Below are 21,010 nucleotides of genomic sequence, written 5' to 3'. Positions count from 1 at the left end.
GTACGGGGCGCGGCTCCCGGCGTGGGTCGCCGCTCACGGCGGTCGCCGTCGCGGCGGGTCGTCGGTCCGGCTGTGCCATCGTCCGTGCGGTGGCCGTTGGGGGCCGTTCCCCCGGCACCCGGACCGGAATCCACGACCCAAGCCCCGCGCAGCGGCACCGCACCCGGACCGGGACCCACGGCCCAGGGCCCGCGCAGCGGTACGCACCGCGCCCGGCCGTGGCCGGCGGCGGCCTTCCTCGTGGTCGCCGTCCTCCTCGTGGTCGCCGCCGGTTGCGCGCGCCCCACGACCCACCACAAGCCCGGCACCAGCCACGAGGAGGCGACCGGCTCCACGGGCACGCTGCTGGCCGCGGAGGACGGGACCGGCCACCGGCTGCGGCAGGTACCGGCCAAGGGCGCGCCGGAGGCACGGCTCACCGTCCGGCCCGACTCCGAGGACGGCTGGAACGTCCACCTGGACGTGCGGAACTTCCGCTTCACGCCGGAGAGCACCGGCGGCGCCGCCCTCCCCGGCCGGGGCCACGCGCGCCTGCTCCTCGACGGCCGCGAACTCGCCCGCGTCCACGGCCCCTGGCACCACCTGCCCACCAGCGCACTACCCCCGGGAGCCCGTACGCTCACCGCCCGCCTGTACGCCGACGACCACACCGCCTGGGCCGTACGGGGCAAGCCGGTCGAGGCAACGGCGACCCTCGGTTCCGGTTCCGGTTCCGGTTCCGGCTCCGGCTCCGGTTCCGGTTCCGGAGCACGCGACGCGGACCGGACCCTGGACATCACCGTCATGGGCGACGCGGTGCAACCGCCGCCGGGCCGCCTGGAGTTGCGGCGCGGGCAGCGGCTCGCCCTGACCGTCACCAGCGACCGTGACGACACCCTGCACGTCCACGGCTACGACAAGGAGGCACCCCTGCCCGCCGGGCGACCGGTCACCCTCACGCTCACCGTCGACCGCACCGGGCTGTTCGAGGTCGAGACGCACGAGTCCCGCCTGGTCCTCACCCAGCTCGCCGTACGATGACGCTGCTCCTGGCCCACGGGGTCGGCGCCCGGCACGACCTCCCGGTCCCGCCCTTCTACGCCTTCGCCGGTGCCTTCACCGCGCTGTTCGTCTCCTTCCTCGGGCTGGGCCTGCTCTGGTCCGCGTCCCGCTTCCACGGCGAGCGCTCCGGCCGCCCCCTGCCCCCGTGGGCGCAGCGGCTCGCCGACGCCCGCCCCGTCCGGGGCGCGCTGCGCGGAGTGGGCCTGGCCGCCTCCCTGTTCGTGGTGCTCCACCTCCTCCTCGGACCCGCCGAGCCGGAACGCAACCCTGCCCCGGGCGCCGTCCACGTCCTGTTCTGGGTGGGCCTCGTCCCCGCCTCCTTGCTGTTCGGTCCCGTCTGGCGCCTCCTCAACCCCCTGCGCACCCTGCACGCCCTCCTCCCCTCGCTCCGCTCCGCCCGCCCCCTGCCGCCCCGCCTCGGCATGCGGCCCGCCGCCGCCGGCCTGCTCGCCTACACCTGGCTCGAACTCGCCTCGCCCGACCCCGCGTCGCCCACGGCCCTCCTCGTCTTCCTCACCCTGTACGCCGCCGTCCACCTCGCCTGCGCCGCCCGCTACGGCGCACGCTGGTTCACGCACGCCGACGCCTTCGAGGCGTACTCCACGCTCCTCGCCCGGCTCTCCCCGCTCGGCCGCCGCTCCGACGGCCGGCTCGTGCTGCGCCACCCCCTCCACGGCCTCGACTCCACCCCGCCGGTCCCCGGACTCGTCGCCACCGTCTGCGTCCTGCTCGGCTCCACCGCCTACGACGGCTTCTCCGACAGCCCCGCCTGGATCACCACGCTCCAGACCTCACCCCTCGGCCGCACGGCCACCGCCACGGCCGGCCTGCTCGCCGCCGTCGCCCTCGTCGCCGCCCTCTACGGCCTCTGCGCCGGTGCCACGCGGCTCATCTCCGGACGCATCACCCACCCTCTCGCCGCCTTCGCCCACTCCCTCCTCCCCGTCGCCCTCGGCTATCTCGTCGCGCACTACTTCAGCCTCTTCGTCACCGAAGGACCACGCACCGTCATGATGGCGGCCGGCACCGACAATCCACCTCCACCGGCCCCGCCCCTGACCCCCGGGGGTCTCGCCGCCCTCCAGATCGGCGCCGTCGTGGCCGGTCACGTGCTCGGCGTCGTCGCCGCCCACGACCGCTCCGTCCGCCTCTTCCCGCCCGCCCGGGCCGTCGCGGGCCAACTGCCGCTGCTCGTGCTGATGATCGCGTACACCCTCGGTGGCATCGGCCTCCTCATCGCCTGAACCCGGCCCGGAGCGCAGACCCCGGCACCCGGGACGGGCATGATGGAGCCCGTGCCCGAGTCCAGCTCCCTCCGCCGCACACCGGTCCAGCAGCGCAGCGCCGAGCGCCTGGCCCGGATTCTCGACGCCTGCGCCGAACTCCTCGACGAAACCGGCTACGAGGACCTGAGCACCCGCGCCGTGGCCCTCCGCGCGGGCGTCCCGATCGGCTCGGTCTACCGCTTCTTCTCCAACAAGCGCGCCATGGCCGCCGCGCTCGCCCACCGCAACCTCGACAGCTACGCCGAGCGCGTCGGCGCCCGCCTCGCCCACCTGCCCGGCGCCGACGGGTACGCCGCCATCGACGCCGTCCTCGACGAGTACCTCGCCATGAAGCGCACCGTCCCCGGCTTCGCGCTCGTCGACTTCGGCGTGCCGGCGCCCGCCGAGCCCGCGGAGAGCGACCCCAACCACCTGGTCGCCGAGCGGCTCTGCGGCCTGCTCGCCACCCACCTCGGCCGCACCCCGGACGCCACGCTGCACCGCAAGGTCCTCGTCGGCGTCGAGGCCACCGACGCGCTCCTCCAGCTCGCCTTCCGCACCCGCCCGACGGGCGACCCCGGCCTCATCGCCGAGACCCGGGAACTGCTCCACGCCTATCTCGCGCCCGTCCTGGCCCGCTGAGCCCCCGACCCCGCCCCGCCGGACCCGCTCGGGCCCGGCCGGAACCGCCGAGCGCCCGACGAGCCCCGCAGAACCATCGCCACCGTGCCTACCGGTCGGTATGCTCGGCCGTGCCCCTGCCCGTGCCGTACCTCCGTCGTACCCGAGCCGTACCCGCGTCACCACCTGTGCGCGTACCCGTGGCCGTACCGCCCGGGCCCGTGCACCTGCCCCGCGTCACCGTCGCTGCCGCCGCCCCCGGGGAGGCCCCATGTCCACCGCCCTGCGTATCTGCCCGCTCTGCGAAGCCACCTGCGGACTGACCCTGACTCTCGACGGACCCCGCGTCACCGGTGCCCGGGGAGACCGGGACGACGTGTTCAGCGAAGGGTTCATCTGCCCCAAGGGCGCGTCGTTCGGCGAGGTCGACGCCGACCCCGACCGGCTGCGCACGCCGCTCGTCCGTGAGGACGGCGAACTCCGTGAGGCGAGCTGGGAGGAGGCGTTCGACCTCGTCGCCCGCCGCCTGCCGCCGCTGGTCGAGGAGTACGGCCCGAACGCCCTGGGTGTCGTCCTCGGCAACCCGAACGTCCACACCATGGCCGGCGCCCTCTACCCGCCCGTCCTCCTCGGCGCGCTGCGCACCCGCAACCTCTTCACCGCGTCCACGCTCGACCAGATGCCCAAGCACGTCTCCAGCGGGCTCCTCTTCGGTGATCCCTTCGCCATCCCGGTCCCCGACCTCGACCGCACCGCCCACCTGCTGATGCTCGGCGCCAACCCGCTGGAGTCCAACGGCAGCCTGTGCACCGCGCCCGACTTCCCCGGCAGGCTCAAGGCCCTGCGCAAGCGGGGCGGCACCCTGACCGTCGTCGACCCGCGCCGTACGCGGACCGCGCGCCTCGCCGACCGGCACGTTGCCATCCGCCCCGGTGCGGACGCCCTCCTGCTCGCCGCCCTCGCCCAGGTGCTCTTCGCGGAGGGCCTCACCGATCCCGGAGCGCTCGCGGCCCACGTGGAGGGCGTCGAGGACGTCGAGGCGGCGGTACGGGAGTTCACGCCCGAGGCCGTGGCCGCCGCCTGCGACGTGGACGCCGACACCATCCGTACGCTCGCCCGGGAGCTGGCGGCGGCGCCGTCGGCCGCCGTGTACGGGCGCATCGGTGGCAGCACCGTCGCGTACGGCACCCTCACCAACTGGCTCGTCGACGTCCTCAACATCCTCACCGGCAACCTCGACCGGCCCGGCGGCGCCCTCTTCCCGCTCTCCGCCACCGCCCCCGCGCCCCGCCCCGCGGGCCCCGGCAAGGGGTTCGCGCTCGGCCGCTGGGCGAGCCGGGTCTCCGGTCACCCCGAGGCCAAGGGCGAGCTGCCCATGGCCGCCCTCGCCGAGGAGATCGAGACCCCGGGCGACGGCCGTATCCGCGCGCTCGTCTCCATCGCCGCCAACCCGGTGCTGTCCGCTCCCGACGGCGAACGCCTCGACCGGGCACTGGCCGGCCTCGACTTCATGGTCAGCGTCGATCCGTACCTCAACGAGACGTCCCGGCACGCCGACGTGATCCTGCCCCCGCCGCCGCCCTCCCAGAGCGCCCACTTCGACTTCGCCTTCAACGGCTTCGCCGTGCGCAACCAGGCCCGCTACACGCCCGCCGCCGTGCCCCTGGAGGCGGGTCGGATGGACGAGTGCGAGATCCACGCCCGGCTGATTCTCGCCGCGACCGGCATGCACGGCGCCGAACCGGACGCCGTCGACACCATGGTCATCGAGAACACCCTCGCCAAGGCCGTCACCGAGCCGCATTCCCCCGCCCACGGCCGGGATCCCGAGGAGTACGCCGCCGGGCTCTCCGGACGCACGGGCCCGGAGCGGCGCCTGGACCTGATGCTGCGCCTCGGCCCGTACGCCCTGACCCTCGACGTCCTCCGCGCGCATCCGCACGGCGTCGACCTCGGCCCGCTGAGGCCCCGCGTCCCGCAGGTCCTGAAGACCCGCAGCGGGCGCGTCGAGCTCCTGCCCGCACCCATCGCCGCCGACCTGCCCCGGCTGCGCGGCGCCCTGGACGACATCCCTCCGGACGACGGGCTCGTCCTCGTGGGCCGCCGCCATCTGCGCTCCAACAACAGCTGGCTGCACAACATCCCCGCCCTCAACGGCGGCACCAACACCTGCACCCTCCAGGTCCACCCCGAGGACGCCGCCCGCCTCGGACTGGCCGACGGCGCCCCCGCCCGTATCAAGGCGGAGGGGGGAGAGCTGGAGGTCCCGGTGGAGATCACCGACGGCGTCCGCAGGGGAGTGGTGAGCCTTCCGCACGGCTGGGGGCACGACCGGCCCGGCACGCGCATGGCGGTGGCCGCCGGCCGCCCCGGCGTCAACGTCAACCAGCTGCTCGACGGGACCAGGCTCGACCCCCTGTCCGGCACCGCGGTGCTCAACGGTTTTCCGGTCCATGTCACGCCGTCCTTGGTCACACCGCGATGACCTGGGGTTTTGCTCGTATTGCTCACGCGTCAACATCTTGTTAACAGCTGAACGAGGCACCTAACGTCATCCGGACCGCCGCTCCCCCCGGTGGAGTTCAACGGTGAACGTTAGGTGTCCTCCATGATGACCATCCTCGGCTTCGCCATGATCGCGACCTTCCTGGTCCTGATCATGACGAAGAAGATGTCGCCGATCGCGGCGCTCGTCCTCATCCCCGCCCTCTTCTGCGTCCTCGTCGGACAAGGAGCGCAGCTCGGCGACTACGTCATCGAAGGCGTCGGCAACCTCGCGCCCACCGCCGCGATGCTGATGTTCGCCATCGTCTACTTCGGCGTGATGATCGACGTCGGCCTGTTCGACCCGATCGTCCGCGGCATCCTGCGGTTCTGCAAGGCCGACCCCATGAGGGTCGTCGTCGGTACGGCGGTGCTCGCCGCCATCGTCTCGCTGGACGGCGACGGCTCGACCACCTTCATGATCACCGTCTCGGCGATGTACCCGCTGTACAAGCGCCTGAAGATGAGCCCGGTCGTGATGACCGGTGTCGCCGCCACGGCCAACGGCGTCATGAACACCCTCCCCTGGGGCGGCCCCACCGCCCGCGCGGCCACCGCCCTCAAGCTGGACGCCGGCGACATCTTCGTACCGATGATCCCGGCCCTCGGGGTCGGCCTCCTCTTCGTCTTCGTCCTGGCGTACGCGCTGGGGCGGCGGGAGCGCAAGCGCCTGGGTTACCTGACCCTGGACGAGGTCCTGGAGCCGCGGACCGAGACCCTGCTCGTGACGGCCGGCGGTGGTGGCGGCGGCGAGGAGCGCCCCGTGGCCACGGGCGGCTCCTCCGACGCCGTCCCCGGCGCCGAGGAGGGCTTCCAGGGGCTCGACCCGAACCGGCCCACCCTCCGCCCCGGGCTGTACTGGTTCAACGCGGCCCTCACGGTGGCCCTGCTCACCTCCATGATCATGGAGGTGCTGCCGATCCCGGTGCTCTTCCTGATCGGCGCCGCCCTCGCCCTCACGGTCAACTTCCCGCACATGCCCGACCAGAAGGCCCGGATCGCCGCCCACGCCGACAACGTCCTCAACGTCGCCGGCATGGTCTTCGCCGCCGCCGTCTTCACCGGGGTCCTGACCGGCACCGGCATGGTCAAGCACATGGCCGACTGGCTCGTCGGCGCCATCCCCGAGGGCATGGGCCCGCACATGGCGCTCGTCACCGGCCTGCTGAGCCTGCCGCTCACGTACTTCATGTCGAACGACGGCTTCTACTTCGGCGTCCTGCCCGTCCTCGCCGAGGCCGGCGCCGCCCACGGCGTCTCCCCGCTGGAGATCGCCCGCGCCTCGCTCGTCGGCCAGGCCCTGCACATGTCCAGCCCGCTCGTCCCCGCCGTGTACGTGCTGGTCGGCATGGCGAAGGTCGAGTTCGGCGACCACACCCGGTTCACCGTGAAATGGGCGGCGCTGACGTCCCTGGTGGTCCTGGGCGCCGGAATACTCTTCGGGATCATCTGACGTGCGCAGGGGCTGGCTGCTGCGCCTCGTCATCGCCTTCGGCTTCGCGCAGGCGGCGGTGTCGATGGCGCGGCCCGCCGTCTCGTACCGCGCCCTCTCGCTGGGCGCGGACGAACGCGCCATCGGTGTCATCGCCGGGGTGTACGCGCTGCTGCCGCTGTTCGCCGCCGTACCGCTGGGACGCAGGACCGACCGGGGGCGGTGCGCGCCCCTCCTGCCCGTCGGCGTCGTGCTGATAGCGGGCGGCTGCCTGCTCAGCGGTACGGCGGGCTCCCTGGGGTGGATGGCGGCCTGGAGCGGCGTCATGGGGCTCGGCCACCTGTGCTTCGTGATCGGCGCCCAGTCCCTCGTCGCCCGCCGGTCCGCGCCCGCCGAACAGGACCGGGACTTCGGCCACTTCACCATCGGCGCCTCGCTCGGCCAGCTCGTCGGCCCGGTCGCGGCCGGCCTGCTCATCGGTGACGACATGGCCCGTACGAGCGCCCTCGCGCTGGTCGTGTCGGCCGCCGTCGCCGCCGTCTCCCTCACCTCGCTGTGGCGTGTCGAGCACCGCTCGGACCCGGTCCACGCGCGCGTGCGCCGGGACAAGGTCCCGGTACGGCGCATCCTGCGCACGCCCGGAGTGCCGGCCGGCATCCTCATCAGCCTGGCCGTGCTGTCGACGACCGACATCCTCACCGCCTACCTGCCGGTCATCGGCGAACACCGCTCCATCGCGCCCGCCACCATCGGTGTGCTGCTGAGCCTGCGTGCCGCCGCCACCATCGCCTGCCGCCTGGTCATGACACCGATGATCCGGCTGCTGGGCCGCCCGGCGCTGCTGACGGGCACCTGTCTGCTCGGCGGGCTGGTGTGCGCGGGCATCGCGCTGCCGGTCCCGGTCCCGGTGCTCGCGCTCATGCTGGTCGTCCTCGGCTTCTGCCTCGGTGCCGGCCAGCCCCTGTCGATGACGACCGTGGTGCGGGCCGCCCCCGCCGGGGCCCGCTCCACGGCCCTCGCCCTGCGCCTGACCGGCAACCGCCTCGGCCAGGTCGCGGCACCCGCCTCCGCGGGCCTGATCGCCGGACTCGTGGGCACGGCCGCCCCGTTCGTGATGCTCGGCGCCCTGTTGCTGGCGGCGGCGGCCCTCGGGGTACGGGTCGGGCGGCTCCCCACCGCGCACGGTCCCGGCGCGCCCGGGCGGGCGGACGTCGCGGGGCGGGGCGCGCTCGCGGGGCGCGGCGACGTCGGACGCGGGCGCACGGGAGCGGGAGGAGCCGGGGGCGCCGACCACCCCGCCGAAGAGCGTCGGCGGGAGCCTCAGCGGGACGGCTGATCCCCGGTCGCGGTCAGGACCGACCTGCAGTGCGCGATCAGCCCCTCCAGGGCCACCTCGAAGGCCGCGTCCGCGCGGCCCGCGCCGACGGCGGCCAAGGCGCGGGCCAGGTGCGGGGTGCTGTTCTCGTCGGGCAGCTCCCACATCGTCGCGGGGGCCGCCAGGTCCAGGGCCGAGCCGAGGACCAGGTTCTCCAGCCCGGTGAGGGCCGGCATGACGTCCTCCGCGGCGAAGCCGACGGCGAGCAGCAGGCCGACCGCCCGCTCGTACTGCTCCAGGACCTTGGGCGCGCGCACGGGTGACGTCATGAGCAGCGGGATGACGCGCGGGTGGGCGGCGAACGCTGCGCGGTAGGAACGGGCCCACGCGGCCAGGGCCGCGTCCCAGGGTTCCAGGGTCAGGGTGGCCGTGTCGATCGCCTCGCAGATCCGCTCGCGCATCAGCTCGACGATGCCGTCCCTGCCGTCCACATGGTGGTACACGGAGGCCGTCTGCGCGCCGAGCCGCCGGGCGATCTGCGGCACACTGAACTCGCCTTTTTCGGCGACGAGTTGGAGTGCCGTCGTGGTGATGCGTGCCCGGTCGAGCAGCGGTGTGCGCGGCCGTCCCATGCGCCGGCTCCCGTCGTCAGGGTCTTCCCGTATTCCCTGACGGAGGCTACATTGCCGCAACCGAAAGCCTTTAGGTTTTCGTTCTCCGCCAGCCCGTAGCCCGGTCCTCCGCACGCAGAAGGGCGCACCCACACCCATGTCCGTGACCTCCCAGGCGTCCCCGGAGAGAGCCGAGCGGCCCGCGCCGGCCCGGCTCCGCACCGGCACCCTCGGCACCGCCGACATCGCCTTCTTCGTCGTCTCCGCCGCCGCCCCGCTCACGGTCATGGCGGGGGTCGCGCCCATCGCCATCGTGCTCGGCGGCATCGGCGCCCCCGTCGCCTACCTGATCGCGGGCGTCACCCTCACCGTCTTCGCCGTCGGGTTCACCACCATGAGCCGCCACGTGCGCAGCGGCGGCGCCTTCTACGCGTACATCACACGGGGTCTCGGCAAGCCCGTCGGCATCGGTGCCGCGCTCCTCGCCGTGGTGGGCTACAACGGCATGGAGATCGGCGTGTACGGGCTGCTCGGCAGCGCCACCGCCGACACCGCCCACGCCCTGTGGGGCGTCGACATCCCGTGGCCGCCCGTCGCGCTCGCCGGGCTGGCGCTCATCTGGTACGGCGGCCACCGCTCCGTCGACTTCGGCGCCAAGGTCCTCGGCGTCCTCCTCGTCGCCGAGACCGGCATACTCGTCCTCCTGGCGGGCGGCGTGCTCCTCAGGGGCGGCGCCGACGGACTGTCCGCGGCCTCGTTCGCCCCCGGCAACGTCCTCGTCCCCGGCACCGCGGCCGTCCTCGCGTTCGCGTTCATCGCCTTCACCGGCTTCGAGTCCACGGTCATCTACCGGCGCGAGGCCCGCCACCCGGGCCGCACGGTCCCGCGCGCCACCTACATCGCCGTCTGCTTCCTGGGCGTCTTCTACGCCTTCATCGTCTGGGCCGTGATCCAGGCGTTCGGCGACGCCCAGGTCGTCAAGGCGGCGGGCGACGACCCCGGGGGGCTGTTCTTCGCCGCCATCACCACCTATGTGGGCGCCTGGGCCGCCGACCTGATGCACGTCTTCATCGTGACCAGCATCCTCGCCTCGCTGCTGGCCTTCCACAACGCCATCAACCGCTACGGCCTCGCCCTCGCCGAAGAGGGCATCCTGCCCAGGGGCCTCGCCAGGGTCCACCCGCGCCACGGCTCCCCGTACGTGGCCGCAGCCGCCCAGACGCTCCTGGGACTGGTCGTCGTGCTCGCCTTCGCGCTCGCCGGAGCCGATCCGTACACACAGCTGCTGCTCTGGACGAACACCCCCGGCGGCATCGGGCTGATGGTGCTCCAGCTGCTCGCCGCGGTGGCCATCCCCTGCTACTTCCGCCGCGTCCGGCACGACGAGGGGATCGTGCGCACGGTCGTCGCGCCCGTGACGGCCGCCGTGCTGCTCACCGCCGCGATCGGACTGGTCGTGTCGAAGATCGACCTCTTCACCGGCGCCTCGGCCACCGTCAACACCGTCCTGGTCGCCGTCGTCCCCGGGGTCTTCCTGCTCGGCCTGCTGCTCGCCCTCCTGCTGCGCCGCGACCGCCCCGAGGTGTACGCGCGGTTCGCCGAGGAACCCACCGAGACCGCCGTATAAGGAGCGTGCACGTGCCCGCAGCCGACCTCGTCCTCACCGGCGCCACGGTCCGCACCCTCGACCCCGCCCGGCCGCACGCCACCGCCGTGGCCGTACGGGACGGGCTGATCGCGGCCGTCGGCGAGGCGTCCGACGTACGCGACTGGACCGGACCCGGTACCGAGACCGTCGACCTCGCCGGCGCCACCCTCACGCCCGGCCTCACCGACTCCCACAGCCACCCGGTCTGGGGGCTGGAGATGGCCACCGGACTCGACCTGTCGGCCGTCACCGACCTGGACGGGCTGCGGACGGCGCTGCGCGGCGCCGCCCGCACCGGCGACTGGGTCGTCGCCCACGGCCTGGACCACAACGCCTTCGGCGGCCGTCCCGTCCACCGCGCCCTCGTCGAGGAGGCGCTGCCCGGCGTCCCCGTCTTCATCCGGCTGTACGACGGGCACTCCGCCCTCGTCAGCGGGGCCGCGCTGAAGGCCGCGGGGATCGACGGCCCGCGCACCTTCGCCCAGCGTTCCGAGGTGGTGTGCGACACGGCCGGCCGGCCCACCGGCCACCTGGTCGAACACGCGGCCATGGCCCTGGTGAGCGCAGTGGTGCCGAAACCGTCCCACGCCGAGCGGCGCGCCCGCCTCGTGGAGCTCCTGTCGGCCATGGCCGCCACCGGGCTGACCGGCGCGCACGTCATGGACCTCGGCGACGGCGACGTACCCGAGCTGCTGACGGCCGTCGAGGAGACGGCCGACCTGCCGCTGCGGCTGCGCCTGGCCCCCTGGTGCATGCCGGGGGCCGACCAGGCGGCCCTCGACGAGCTGGTCGCCCTGCAGCGCGTACACGGCCGTGACTGGCTGGTCGGAGGCGTGAAGTTCTTCATGGACGGCACGGTCGAGGGCGGCACCGCCTGGCTGGAGCAGGCCGACTGCCACGGGCAGGGCACCGAGGCGTTCTGGCCGGACCCCGGCGCGTACTCCGCCGCCGTCCGCCACCTGCACGCGGCCGGCGTACGGACCGCCACCCACGCGATCGGCGACGCCGCCGTCCGGCACGTCCTCGACACCGTTCGGTCCCTGGGGGAGAGCGGCCGGCTCGCGCACCGCGTCGAGCACATCGAGACCCTGCCCGGCGACCAGGCCGGCCGCTTCGCCGAGCTCGGCGTCATCGCGTCCATGCAGCCGCCGCACACCGCGTACACCCGCGCGGACCACACCGACGAGTGGTCCCGGCGGCTCGGTGACGAGCGCGCCTCGCGGGCCTGGCGCTGCCGTGACCTGCGGGACGCCGGTGCGTACGTCGCGCTCGGCTCGGACTGGCCGATCGCCCACTACGACGCGCGGCAGGTCCTCGCCACCGGCCGGGCGCCGCGCGGGGCCGCCGCCGCGGGCCGGTCCCTCACCGGGCTGATGGCCCTGGAGGGGTGCACCACGCACGCGGCGGTCGCGGCGGGCGAGCAGGCCGTGACCGGCCGGATCGCGCCGGGCCTGCGCGCCGACCTCACCGCCTTCGCGGTCGACCCGGTGGACGCGCCGGCCGACGAGGTGGCGGACGGGCCGATCCTTCTCACGGTGTCCGGGGGCCGGGTGACGCACCGGGCGCCGTGACCGACCGCGGCCACCGGAGGACCCGGCGCGCGGTGACGGGCGGGATTCCGGACCGATCCGGTGTTTCGGCCGCAGTGCGCGGCGCGGGACTGCCACAGTGATCGGCGCCCAGGAGGCAGCCGTAGCGAAGGGACCGCGTCCATGGCTTTTCCGCGCACCGCCCGTACCCGTCTCACCAGCCGGACCCGTCTCACGCTCGGGGCGGCGGCCGTGCTGCTCGCGGCCGGTGCCCCCGCCGCGTACGCCGCGCTCGGCGAGGAGACGGCCCCCGTGGCGTCGACGAGCACCGTCCGCGGCACGGCGTACCTGGAGACGCGGCTGTTCTTCGGGACGGAACGGCCGGACGGCGGCCCGGACGTCACGGACGAGCAGTTCATGGCGTTCGTCGACCGCGAGGTCACGCCCCGCTTCCCGGAAGGGCTCACCGTGCAGGACGGGCGCGGGCAGTGGCGGGACGCGGGCGGCACGATCGAACGGGAGCGGTCGTACGAGCTGATCCTGCTGTATCCGGCGGCGGAGGCGAGAACACGCGACCCGCACATCGAATGGATCAGGGAGGCGTACGAGCGGACCTTCGGCCAGGAGTCGGTGGCCCGGCTGGACGAACCGACCCTGGCCGACTTCTGAGGTCCGCTTCTGAGGCCGACGTCCCATGAGGCGCCGGTCGCCTTCCGGGCCGGCGACGTCATCTGATGTGATGCGGTCCGTCCCGATGCCTCTGGCGCCGAAAAACTAACGCCGCTAGTTTGGGTGGTGGACGACCGAGGAGCCATGCCGGAAGGCCGAAGGAGAAGAAGCGGATGAAGGCGCACGACGGGATGTACATCGGCGGCGCGTGGGTGCCCCCCGCCGGGGACGCCGGCACCATCGCGGTGGTGAACCCGGCCGATGAGGAGATCATCGCCCACGTCCCGGCCGGTACGGCGCAGGACGTGGACGCGGCTGTCCGCGCCGCCCGCGCGGCCCTGCCGGGCTGGGCCGCCACCGCGCCCGCCGAGCGGGCCGCCGCGATCGCCGCCCTGCGCGACGTGCTGGCGGCACGCAGTGACGAGATCGCGGAGACGGTCACGGCGGAGCTCGGCGCCCCGCTCGCACTCTCGCGGAAGGTCCACGTGGGCATGCCGATCGTGGTCGCCGGCTCGTACGCCGAACTGGCCGCCACGTACTCCTTCGAGGAGAAGGCCGGCAACTCCACCATCCTGCTCGAACCGGTCGGGGTCGTCGGCGCGATCACGCCGTGGAACTACCCGCTGCACCAGGTCGTCGCCAAGGTGGCCCCCGCCCTGGCCGCGGGTTGCACGGTCGTCCTCAAGCCCGCCGAGGACACCCCGCTCACCGCCCAGCTCTTCGCCGAGGCCGCGCACGAAGCCGGGCTGCCCGCCGGGGTGTTCAACCTGGTGACGGGGCTCGGGCCGGTCGCGGGTCAGGCCCTCGCCGAGCACGAGGGCGTGGACCTCGTCTCCTTCACCGGCTCGACCGCCGTCGGCCGGAAGATCGGCGCCCTGGCCGGCGGCGCGGTCAAGCGCGTCGCGCTGGAGCTCGGCGGCAAGTCCGCCAACGTCATCCTGGAGAGCGCCGACCTCGCCAAGGCGGTCGGCGTCGGCGTGGCCAACGTCATGTCCAACTCCGGCCAGACGTGCAGCGCCTGGACCCGGATGCTCGTCCACCGCGACCGCTACGACGAGGCCGTCTCCCTCGCCGCGCAGGCCGTCGCCGCGTACGTGCCGGGCGAGCGCGTCGGCCCCCTCGTCAACGCCAAGCAGCAGGAGCGTGTGCGCGGCTACATCGAGCAGGGCGTCGCCGAGGGCGCCCGGATCGTCGCGGGCGGCCCCGAAGTGCCCCTCGACAAGGGCTACTACGTCCGGCCGACCGTGTTCGCGGACGTCACGCCCGGGATGACCATCGCCCAGGAGGAGATCTTCGGCCCGGTCCTCTCGATCCTGCGGTACGAGGACGAGGACGACGCCCTGCGGATCGCCAACGGCACCGTGTACGGCCTGGCCGGCGCGGTGTGGGCCGGTGACGAGGCGGAGGCCGTCGCCTTCGCGCGGCGCATGGACACCGGCCAGGTCGACATCAACGGCGGCCGGTTCAACCCGCTCGCCCCCTTCGGCGGCTACAAGCAGTCCGGTGTGGGGCGCGAGCTGGGCGAGCACGGGCTCGCCGAGTACCTCCAGACCAAGTCCCTCCAGTTCTGAGCCGGGAGAAAATGATCGTGGTCCGCGCCGCAGTCCTGCCCGCCATTGGCGCTCCGCTGGAGATCACCGGCATCGAGCTGCCCGAACCCGGCCCCGGCGAGGTGAGGGTCCGCCTGGCCGCCGCCGGTGTCTGCCACTCCGACCTGTCCCTGTCCAACGGCACCATGCGCCTGCCCGTACCCGCCGTACTCGGCCACGAGGGCGCCGGCACCGTCGTCGCCGTCGGCGAGGGCGTCACCCGTGTCGCCGCCGGCGACGGCGTCGTCCTCAACTGGGCGCCGTCCTGCGGCACCTGCCACCACTGCTCCATCGGCGAGGTGTGGCTGTGCGCCGACGCCCTGTCCGGTGCGGGCCGGGTGCACGCCGTCGCCGAGGACGGCACGGAGCTGCACCCGGGCCTGAACGTCGCCGCGTTCGCCGAGGAGACCGTCGTCCCCGAGCGCTGCGTCCTGCCCGTACCGGACGGTGTGCCGCTCACCGACGCCGCGCTGCTGGGCTGCGCGGTCCTCACCGGCTGGGGCGCCGTCCACCACTCCGCCCGGGTCCGCGAGGGCGAGTCGGTCGTCGTGTTCGGCGTCGGCGGGGTGGGCCTCGCCACCCTCCAGGCCGCCCGGATCGCGGGCGCCGGCCCCGTCATCGCCGTCGACGTCTCGCCGGAGAAGGAGGAGCTCGCCCGCCGGGCCGGGGCCACCGAGTACGTCGTCGCCTCCGACACCACCGCGAGGGAGATCCGCAAGCTCACCGGCGGCCACGGCGCCGACGTGGCCGTGGAGTGCGTCGGCCGCGCCGCCACCATCCGTACCGCCTGGGACTCCACCCGGCGCGGCGGACGCACCACGGTCGTCGGCATCGGCGGCAAGGACCAGCAGGTGACCTTCAACGCCCTGGAGATCTTCCACTGGGGCCGCACCCTCTCCGGCTGCGTCTACGGCAACTCCAACCCCGCCGAGGATCTGCCCGTCCTGGCCGGGCACATCCGTTCCGGCCGCCTGGACCTCGGCACCCTGGTGACCGAGCGGATCGCGCTGGACGGTATCCCCGCGGCCTTCGACAACATGATCGCGGGCAAGGGCGGGCGCGCCCTGGTCGTCTTCTAGAACCGCTTCCGCACCGCTCCCGGTTCCGGAACGGCACGCATTCCGCCCCCCGAACGACCCCGGCCGCCTCCCGCGCGGCCGGGGTCGTCGTGCTGCCCGTCCGCGGCCCCACCGGGAGCGGAGGGGAAGCGGAATCGTTGCCGTTCAACCCGTTGACCGCCATACCAGCCGGTCGGTACGGTCCCGGTCAATCAAGGCGCCGCCCCCCTTCTCGTCCCCCGCACCCATCGGAGCGTGCACCGCATGGACACGGCCCCCTCCCCTTCCTCCCCCTCTCCCGCCTCCGCTCCCACCGCCCCCGCGCCCTCCGACCGCCACCGGCGCAGGGTGGCCACCGCGGCCGCGCTCGCCTCGGCCGTCGAGTGGTACGACTACTTCGTCTTCGGGATCGCCGCCGCCCTCGTCCTCGGCGATCTCTACTTCCCGGCGGGCAGCGCCTCGGCCGGCGTCCTCGCCGCCTTCGCCACCTTCGCCGTCGGCTTCCTCGCCCGCCCCATCGGCGGCGTCATCGCGGGCCAGCTCGGCGACAAGCGGGGCCGCAAGCCCATGCTGGTCCTCGCGCTGACCCTGATGGGCGTCGCCACCGCCGGCATCGGCCTCCTCCCCACCTACGAGACGATCGGCGTCGCCGCTCCGCTGCTGCTCGTCCTGCTCCGCGTCCTCCAGGGCATCGCCGTCGGCGCCCAGTGGGGCGGGGCGATGCTCATGGCCACGGAGTACGCCCCCGAGGGGAAGCGCGGCCTGTACGGCAGCCTGGTCCAGCTGGGCGTCCCGATCGGCGTGGTGACCGCCAACACCGTCTTCCTGGTGGCCGGTTCCGTCACCAGCGACGCCACGTTCGCCTCGTGGGGCTGGCGGGTGCCGTTCCTCGTCGGCTTCCTGGTCCTCGGCCTCGCCTGGTACATCCACGCGCGCGTGGAGGAGACCCCCGCGTTCAAGGAGGCCGAACGGGCCCTGGCGGACAAGGAGAAGGGCGAGAGCCGCTCGCCCCTGAGGGAGATCTTCCGGCACCACCTGGGCACGGTGTTCCTCGCCGGCGGTTCCTTCGCCGTCAACACCGCCACCTTCTACATCATCATCACCGGCGTCCTGGACTACGCGACCCGCGAACTGGACATGGAACGCAGCGCCGTCCTGATGGTGTCCCTCTGCGTCAGCCTGACCCAGCTGGTGCTGATCCCCGCGTCGGCCGCCCTGTCCGACCGCGTCGGACGCCTGCGCGTCTACGCGCTCGGCGCGGTCGGCCTGCTGGTGTGGGCGGTCCCCATGTTCCTGCTCATCGACACCAAGTCGCTGCTGTGGCTGGCCGTCGGCACCTTCGTGACCAGCTGCTTCCTCAGCATCATGTACGGGCCGCAGGCGGCGCTCTTCGCGGAGCTGTTCACCGCGGAGATGCGGTACACCGGGGCCTCGCTCGGCTACCAGATCGCCGCCGTGTTCGGCGGCGGCCTGGCGCCCTTCGTGATGGTGCTGCTGCTGGAGGCGACGGGTACCTCGATGGCCGTCTCCGGCTACATCATCGGCCTCGCGGTGATCGCCCTGGTCTCCATCAGGATCCTGGCTTCACGGGCCGCTTCCCGCTGACCTGTGCGGTGCTCCCGGCCCCGTCCGCCGACCGCGGCGGCCGGGGCCGGGAGCGCGAGACCGCCACGCCCGCCAGACACAGCGCGCCACCGGCGAGCGTCAGCGGCCCCGGCAGCTCGCCGAGGAACAGCCACGACATCAGCACCACCAGCGCCGGCACGGCGTACGTCGTGGCCCCCATCCGCCCCGCCGTCGTACGGGCCAGCGCGTACGCCCACGTCGTGAACGCCAGGGCCGTCGGGAAGACACCCAGGTACACCATGTTCAGCGTGGCCGACACCGGAGCCCGCCCCGCCTGGTCGACCAGCTGACCGGTGAACGGCAGGCACAGCACCGCGCCCACCAGGCACCCGAAGGTCGTCGCCTGCAGCGCGCTCGCGTGCGCCAGCGCCGGCTTCTGGGCGACGGCCCCGGCCGCGTACGCCACGGCCGCCACCAGGCACAGCAGCACCCCCAGTACCGAGGCGCGCCCCGCGCCGTCCCCGCCGGACAGCGACAGCCCCACGGCGACGGCTCCCGCGAACGACACCCCCATCCCGCCCAGCAGCCTGCGCGGCAGCGACTCACCCAGCAGCCGGGCGCCGAGCAGCGCCATCAGGAGCGGCCCCACGTTCACGATCATCGCGGCGGTGCCCGCGTCGACCTCCTGCTCGCCCCAGTTGAGCACCACCATGTAGACGCCGAACCAGAGGAGCCCGGACACCGCGATCCCGGGCCAGGCGGCGCGCGGCGGCAGCCCTTCGCGCCGTATCAGCAGGACACAGCCGAGGGTGAGCGCCCCGGCCAGCAACCGGCCCAGGGCGAGGGCGCCGGGGGAGTAGGCCGCGCCCGCGCTGCGGATCGACACGAAGGCCGAGGCCCACAGCACGACGGTGACACCGGCGGCGATGAGGGGGAGGGCCCGGGAGGCGGGGGAGGTGGGGGAATCGGTCATGGTGTGACCGTACGGCCGGGACCGTGCGATGTTCACCGCAATATCGCCGGCCGACCCCCGTTTCCCCGCCGCTCCGGCGTCACCGGGGCGGGACCCGCCCGGCGCCGGCGCCGCTACGAGCCGCTCGTCGCGTCCCCCGTCGCCCGCGCCCCCGCGTCGTACCGCACCGCCAGCCCGTCCAGCAGGGCGCGCAGGCCCGTCTCGAAGGCGCCCTCGTCGACCTGCTCCTGGCGTTCCGCCAGCAGGTGGGCCTGGCCCAGGTGCGGGTAGTCGGCGGGGTCGTACGCCGTCTCGTCGTCGACGAAGCCGCGCGCGAAGGAGCCGAGCGCCGAGCCCGTGATGAAGTACCGCATCAGGGCGCCGATGTGGGTCGCCTGGGCCGGGGGCCAGCCCGCGCGGACCATCGCGCCGAAGACGGCGTCGGCGACGCGCAGGCCGGCCGGGCGGCGGCCGGGGCCACGGGCGAGCACCGGGACGATGTTGGGGTGGTCCGTGAGCGCGGCGCGGTAGGAGACGGCCCAGTCGTGCAGCGCCGTACGCCAGTCGCGGCCGTCGCCCTCGTCGAACATCGACAGGTCGACCTGGGCGCTGACGGAGTCGGCGACCGCGTCCAGGATCTCGTCCTTGTTGCGGAAGTGGTTGTAGAGGGAGGGCCCGCTGACGCCCAGCTCGGCGGCGAGGCGGCGGGTCGACACCGCGCCCAGGCCTTCCGCGTCCACGAGCGCCGCCGCCGCGGCGACGATGCGTTCTCTGCTGAGGAGGGGCTTGCGCGGTCGGGCCATGCGGCACATAGTAGGGCCTGCCAGTAGGAAACTAGCAGTGATAGTTAAAGGGTGGGTGTCGCGCCATGAACCTGAAGCTGAGCGAGGAGCAGGCAGCCGTCCGGCAGCTCGCCGAGGACTTCGTCCGGCGTGAGGTGGCCCCGCACGTCGTGGACTGGGACCGTGGCGAGAACGTCGACAGGTCGATCGTGAAGAAGCTCGGCGCGCTCGGCTTCCTCGGCCTCACCGTCCCCGAGGAGTACGGCGGTTCCGGCGGCGACCACCTCGCGTACTGCCTTGTCACCGAGGAGCTCGGCCGCGGCGACTCGTCCGTGCGCGGCATCGTCTCCGTCTCCCTCGGCCTGGTCACCAAGACCATCGCCGCCTGGGGCGGCGAGGAACAGAAGCGGCACTGGCTGCCCCGGCTCACCGCGGGCGACGCGCTCGGCTGCTTCGGCCTCACCGAGCCCGGCACGGGCTCCGACGCCGGAAACCTCACCACGCGCGCCGTGCGGGACGGCGACGACTACGTGATCAACGGCACCAAGATGTTCATCACCAACGGCACCTGGGCCGATGTGGTGCTCCTCTTCGCCCGCACCAACGATCGCCCCGGTCACCGCGGTGTCTCCGCCTTCCTCGTACCGACCGACACGCCCGGCCTGACCCGCCGCACCATCCACGGCAAGCTGGGCCTGCGCGGCCAGCCCACCGCCGAGCTGATCCTGGAGGACGTCCGCGTACCCGCCTCCGCCCTGCTGGGCCCGGAGGGCAAGGGCTTCTCCATCGCCATGTCCGCCCTCGCCAAGGGCCGCATGTCTGTCGCGGCGGGCTGCGTCGGTATCGCGCAGGCGGCCCTGGACGCCGCCGTGCGCTACGCGGGGGAGCGCGAGCAGTTCGGCAAGCCGATCGCCTCCTACCAGCTCGTGCAGGAGCTGATCAGCGACATCTCCGTCGACGTGGACGCGGCGCGCCTGCTGACGTGGCGGGTCGCCGATCTGATCGACCGGGGCGAGGACTTCGCCACCGCCGCGTCCAAGGCGAAGCTGTTCGCCTCCGAGGCCGCCGTGCGCTCCGCCAACAACGCCCTCCAGGTCTTCGGCGGGTACGGCTACATCGACGAGTACCCCGTCGGCAAACTGCTGCGCGACGCGCGCGTGATGACGCTCTACGAAGGCACCAGCCAGATTCAGAAGCTCATCATCGGACGCGCGCTGACGGGCGTCTCCGCCTTCTGACCGGGTGCCGCCCTGAGTACGTCGTGAGTAGGTGTACGGATGTGTCCCGCGCGGCGGCGTTCCATGCTGTGCGGTATGAGCGACACTCCGGTCAAGCAGCAGAACACGGCCGCCTACTACGGTCAGGCCGTCGCGTCCTTCGCCATCGCCCTGGGGGCGGTCGCGCTCGGCATCCTCTCGATGGAGGCCGACGTCTGGGTGCGCGCCTTCCTGGGCATCGCCGTCCTCTACCTGACGACCTCCGCGTTCACCCTCGCCAAGGTCGTCCGCGACCGGCAGGAGGCGGGGCAGATCGTCAGCCGGGTCGACCAGGCCCGGCTGGAGAAGCTGCTCGCCGAGCACGACCCGTTCCAGAAGCTCTGAGCGGCATACCCGAGCGCTTTCTCTAAGCGCTTGCTCACCGTCGGGGTATGGTGTTCGTCCTTGGAACGGAAGGGGCGCACGATGAGTACGGCGGAGGAGACGGCCGGCGGCGAGGACACGCCGTGGGACGAGGTCACGCCCGAGGCGGCCAGGAGACTGCTCGTCGCCGCCGTCGACGCCTTCGCCGAGCGCGGCTACCACGCCACCACCACCCGTGACATCGCCGGCCGCGCCGGCATGAGCCCGGCCGCGCTCTACATCCACTACAAGACGAAGGAAGAGCTGCTCCACCGGATCAGCCGGATCGGCCACGTCAAGGCCCTGGAGATACTGGAAACCGCCGAGAACGGTCCGGGAACGGCGGCGGAGCGGCTCGCCGACGCCGTACGCTCCTTCGTCCGCTGGCACGCCGGGCGGCGCACCACCGCGCGCGTGGTCCAGTACGAACTGGACTCGCTCAGCGAGGAGCACCGCGACGAGATCTTCGAGCTCCGCCGCAAGAGCGACGCCGTGGTGCGCCGCATCATCAACCAAGGCGTGTCGGCGGGGGAGTTCGACGTACCGGACGTGTCGGGGACGACCCTCGCCGTGCTGTCGCTCTGCATCGACGTGGCCCGCTGGTTCAACACCGCGGGGCGCCGCACGCCCGACGAGGTCGGCGCGCTCTACGCCGACCTCGTCCTGCGCATGGTGGGTGCCCGGACGTAACGGACCGGGCCCGGTCCCTAACGTCCCGGCCCCGAGTGAACGCCCGGGCTCAGAACTAGGAGCGGGACCCACATCGGAC

At 73.5% G+C, this 21,010-nt stretch carries 18 protein-coding genes; 15 read left to right on the top strand and 3 right to left on the bottom strand.

The window, feature by feature from the left end; all coding sequences use genetic code 11:
• The first annotated feature begins 240 nt into the window (after positions 1-240).
• From ABZZ38_RS18475 to ABZZ38_RS18450, 6 genes are all read left to right on the top strand, one after another.
• The gene (locus tag ABZZ38_RS18475; RefSeq protein WP_356740993.1) at positions 241-1,020 is read left to right on the top strand and encodes a hypothetical protein; all 780 of its coding nucleotides are present in this window, start codon (positions 241-243) and stop codon (positions 1,018-1,020) included.
• The gene (locus tag ABZZ38_RS18470) at positions 1,017-2,285 is read left to right on the top strand and encodes a hypothetical protein (RefSeq protein WP_356740867.1); all 1,269 of its coding nucleotides are present in this window, start codon (positions 1,017-1,019) and stop codon (positions 2,283-2,285) included. Before ABZZ38_RS18475 ends, ABZZ38_RS18470 begins: the two co-directional genes overlap by 4 nt.
• Before the next feature lie 42 nt (positions 2,286-2,327).
• Complete coding sequence (locus ABZZ38_RS18465; RefSeq protein WP_356740991.1) at positions 2,328-2,948, top strand: TetR/AcrR family transcriptional regulator; 621 nt, start codon at positions 2,328-2,330, stop codon at positions 2,946-2,948.
• 250 nt (positions 2,949-3,198) lie between these two features.
• A complete protein-coding gene (locus tag ABZZ38_RS18460) occupies positions 3,199-5,412 on the top strand; it encodes a molybdopterin oxidoreductase family protein (protein WP_356740865.1) in 2,214 nt (737 codons plus the stop codon).
• 123 nt (positions 5,413-5,535) lie between these two features.
• A complete protein-coding gene (locus ABZZ38_RS18455) occupies positions 5,536-6,924 on the top strand; it encodes a CitMHS family transporter (protein ID WP_356740863.1) in 1,389 nt (462 codons plus the stop codon).
• A gap of 1 nt (position 6,925) precedes the next feature.
• Positions 6,926-8,239, top strand: coding sequence for an MFS transporter (locus tag ABZZ38_RS18450; RefSeq protein WP_356740860.1), 1,314 nt, complete (start codon positions 6,926-6,928; stop codon positions 8,237-8,239).
• Here the strand turns inward: ABZZ38_RS18450 and ABZZ38_RS18445 are convergent.
• Positions 8,224-8,850, bottom strand: a complete 627-nt coding sequence (locus ABZZ38_RS18445; RefSeq protein ID WP_356740855.1) for a TetR/AcrR family transcriptional regulator C-terminal domain-containing protein — start codon at positions 8,848-8,850, stop codon at positions 8,224-8,226. The genes ABZZ38_RS18450 and ABZZ38_RS18445 overlap by 16 nt on opposite strands.
• Before the next feature lie 136 nt (positions 8,851-8,986).
• Here ABZZ38_RS18445 and ABZZ38_RS18440 point away from each other — a divergent pair, with 136 nt between their 5' ends.
• From ABZZ38_RS18440 to ABZZ38_RS18415, 6 genes are all read left to right on the top strand, one after another.
• Positions 8,987-10,456, top strand: coding sequence for an APC family permease (locus tag ABZZ38_RS18440; RefSeq protein ID WP_356740853.1), 1,470 nt, complete (start codon positions 8,987-8,989; stop codon positions 10,454-10,456).
• An 11-nt stretch (positions 10,457-10,467) separates the two neighbouring features.
• Positions 10,468-12,048 carry an amidohydrolase gene (locus tag ABZZ38_RS18435; RefSeq protein WP_356740849.1) on the top strand — a complete coding sequence of 527 codons (1,581 nt, stop codon included), beginning with the start codon at positions 10,468-10,470 and terminating at the stop codon, positions 12,046-12,048.
• 141 nt (positions 12,049-12,189) lie between these two features.
• A complete protein-coding gene (locus ABZZ38_RS18430) occupies positions 12,190-12,675 on the top strand; it encodes a DUF3574 domain-containing protein (RefSeq protein ID WP_356740847.1) in 486 nt (161 codons plus the stop codon).
• 173 nt (positions 12,676-12,848) lie between these two features.
• Entirely contained in the window at positions 12,849-14,246 is a 1,398-nt protein-coding gene (locus tag ABZZ38_RS18425) for an aldehyde dehydrogenase family protein (RefSeq protein ID WP_356740845.1), read from the top strand.
• 17 nt (positions 14,247-14,263) lie between these two features.
• Entirely contained in the window at positions 14,264-15,343 is a 1,080-nt protein-coding gene (locus tag ABZZ38_RS18420) for a Zn-dependent alcohol dehydrogenase (protein WP_356740843.1), read from the top strand.
• Between the two features lie 243 nt (positions 15,344-15,586).
• Positions 15,587-16,927: an MFS transporter gene (locus ABZZ38_RS18415; RefSeq protein WP_356740841.1), complete on the top strand. Its 1,341-nt coding sequence runs from the start codon at positions 15,587-15,589 to the stop codon at positions 16,925-16,927.
• On the opposite strand, the gene ABZZ38_RS18410 is transcribed toward ABZZ38_RS18415, so the two are convergent.
• Both ABZZ38_RS18410 and ABZZ38_RS18405 read right to left on the bottom strand, forming a co-directional pair.
• A complete protein-coding gene (locus ABZZ38_RS18410) occupies positions 16,893-17,861 on the bottom strand; it encodes a DMT family transporter (protein WP_356740839.1) in 969 nt (322 codons plus the stop codon). The genes ABZZ38_RS18415 and ABZZ38_RS18410 overlap by 35 nt on opposite strands.
• 113 nt (positions 17,862-17,974) lie before the next feature.
• Positions 17,975-18,643 (bottom strand): TetR/AcrR family transcriptional regulator, encoded by a 669-nt coding sequence (locus ABZZ38_RS18405; protein ID WP_356740837.1) that lies wholly within the window; start codon positions 18,641-18,643, stop codon positions 17,975-17,977.
• A 65-nt stretch (positions 18,644-18,708) separates the two neighbouring features.
• Here ABZZ38_RS18405 and ABZZ38_RS18400 point away from each other — a divergent pair, with 65 nt between their 5' ends.
• The 3 genes from ABZZ38_RS18400 to ABZZ38_RS18390 all read left to right on the top strand — a co-directional run bounded on the left by ABZZ38_RS18400 (position 18,709) and on the right by ABZZ38_RS18390 (position 20,931).
• The gene (locus tag ABZZ38_RS18400) at positions 18,709-19,860 is read left to right on the top strand and encodes an acyl-CoA dehydrogenase family protein (protein WP_356740835.1); all 1,152 of its coding nucleotides are present in this window, start codon (positions 18,709-18,711) and stop codon (positions 19,858-19,860) included.
• A 75-nt stretch (positions 19,861-19,935) separates the two neighbouring features.
• Entirely contained in the window at positions 19,936-20,223 is a 288-nt protein-coding gene (locus ABZZ38_RS18395) for a YiaA/YiaB family inner membrane protein (RefSeq protein WP_356740833.1), read from the top strand.
• Positions 20,224-20,304: 81 nt separating this feature from the next.
• On the top strand, positions 20,305-20,931 hold the full coding sequence (locus ABZZ38_RS18390) for a TetR/AcrR family transcriptional regulator (protein WP_356740831.1): 627 nt from the start codon (positions 20,305-20,307) through the stop codon (positions 20,929-20,931).
• Positions 20,932-21,010: the final 79 nt, after the last annotated feature.

Origin of the sequence: Streptomyces sp. NPDC006368, from assembly GCF_040612535.1 — a bacterium.
GTDB lineage: Bacteria > Actinomycetota > Actinomycetes > Streptomycetales > Streptomycetaceae > Streptomyces.
Note: the sequence above shows the minus strand (reverse complement) of the source record. Positions and strands in the feature narration are given on the sequence as shown.

What these genes read in the sequence shown, in the direction of transcription:
- ABZZ38_RS18470 (WP_356740867.1), top strand. Translation starts at nt 1,017, where the DNA reads ATGACGCTGCTCCTGGCCCACGGGGTCGGCGCCCGGCACGACCTCCCG.
- ABZZ38_RS18465 (WP_356740991.1), top strand. Translation starts at nt 2,328, where the DNA reads ATGGAGCCCGTGCCCGAGTCCAGCTCCCTCCGCCGCACACCGGTCCAG.
- ABZZ38_RS18460 (WP_356740865.1), top strand. Translation starts at nt 3,199, where the DNA reads ATGTCCACCGCCCTGCGTATCTGCCCGCTCTGCGAAGCCACCTGCGGA.
- ABZZ38_RS18455 (WP_356740863.1), top strand. Translation starts at nt 5,536, where the DNA reads ATGATGACCATCCTCGGCTTCGCCATGATCGCGACCTTCCTGGTCCTG.
- ABZZ38_RS18445 (WP_356740855.1), bottom strand. Translation starts at nt 8,850, where the DNA reads ATGGGACGGCCGCGCACACCGCTGCTCGACCGGGCACGCATCACCACG.
- ABZZ38_RS18440 (WP_356740853.1), top strand. Translation starts at nt 8,987, where the DNA reads ATGTCCGTGACCTCCCAGGCGTCCCCGGAGAGAGCCGAGCGGCCCGCG.
- ABZZ38_RS18430 (WP_356740847.1), top strand. Translation starts at nt 12,190, where the DNA reads ATGGCTTTTCCGCGCACCGCCCGTACCCGTCTCACCAGCCGGACCCGT.
- ABZZ38_RS18425 (WP_356740845.1), top strand. Translation starts at nt 12,849, where the DNA reads ATGAAGGCGCACGACGGGATGTACATCGGCGGCGCGTGGGTGCCCCCC.
- ABZZ38_RS18415 (WP_356740841.1), top strand. Translation starts at nt 15,587, where the DNA reads ATGGACACGGCCCCCTCCCCTTCCTCCCCCTCTCCCGCCTCCGCTCCC.
- ABZZ38_RS18410 (WP_356740839.1), bottom strand. Translation starts at nt 17,861, where the DNA reads ATGACCGATTCCCCCACCTCCCCCGCCTCCCGGGCCCTCCCCCTCATC.
- ABZZ38_RS18405 (WP_356740837.1), bottom strand. Translation starts at nt 18,643, where the DNA reads ATGGCCCGACCGCGCAAGCCCCTCCTCAGCAGAGAACGCATCGTCGCC.
- ABZZ38_RS18400 (WP_356740835.1), top strand. Translation starts at nt 18,709, where the DNA reads ATGAACCTGAAGCTGAGCGAGGAGCAGGCAGCCGTCCGGCAGCTCGCC.
- ABZZ38_RS18395 (WP_356740833.1), top strand. Translation starts at nt 19,936, where the DNA reads ATGAGCGACACTCCGGTCAAGCAGCAGAACACGGCCGCCTACTACGGT.
- ABZZ38_RS18390 (WP_356740831.1), top strand. Translation starts at nt 20,305, where the DNA reads ATGAGTACGGCGGAGGAGACGGCCGGCGGCGAGGACACGCCGTGGGAC.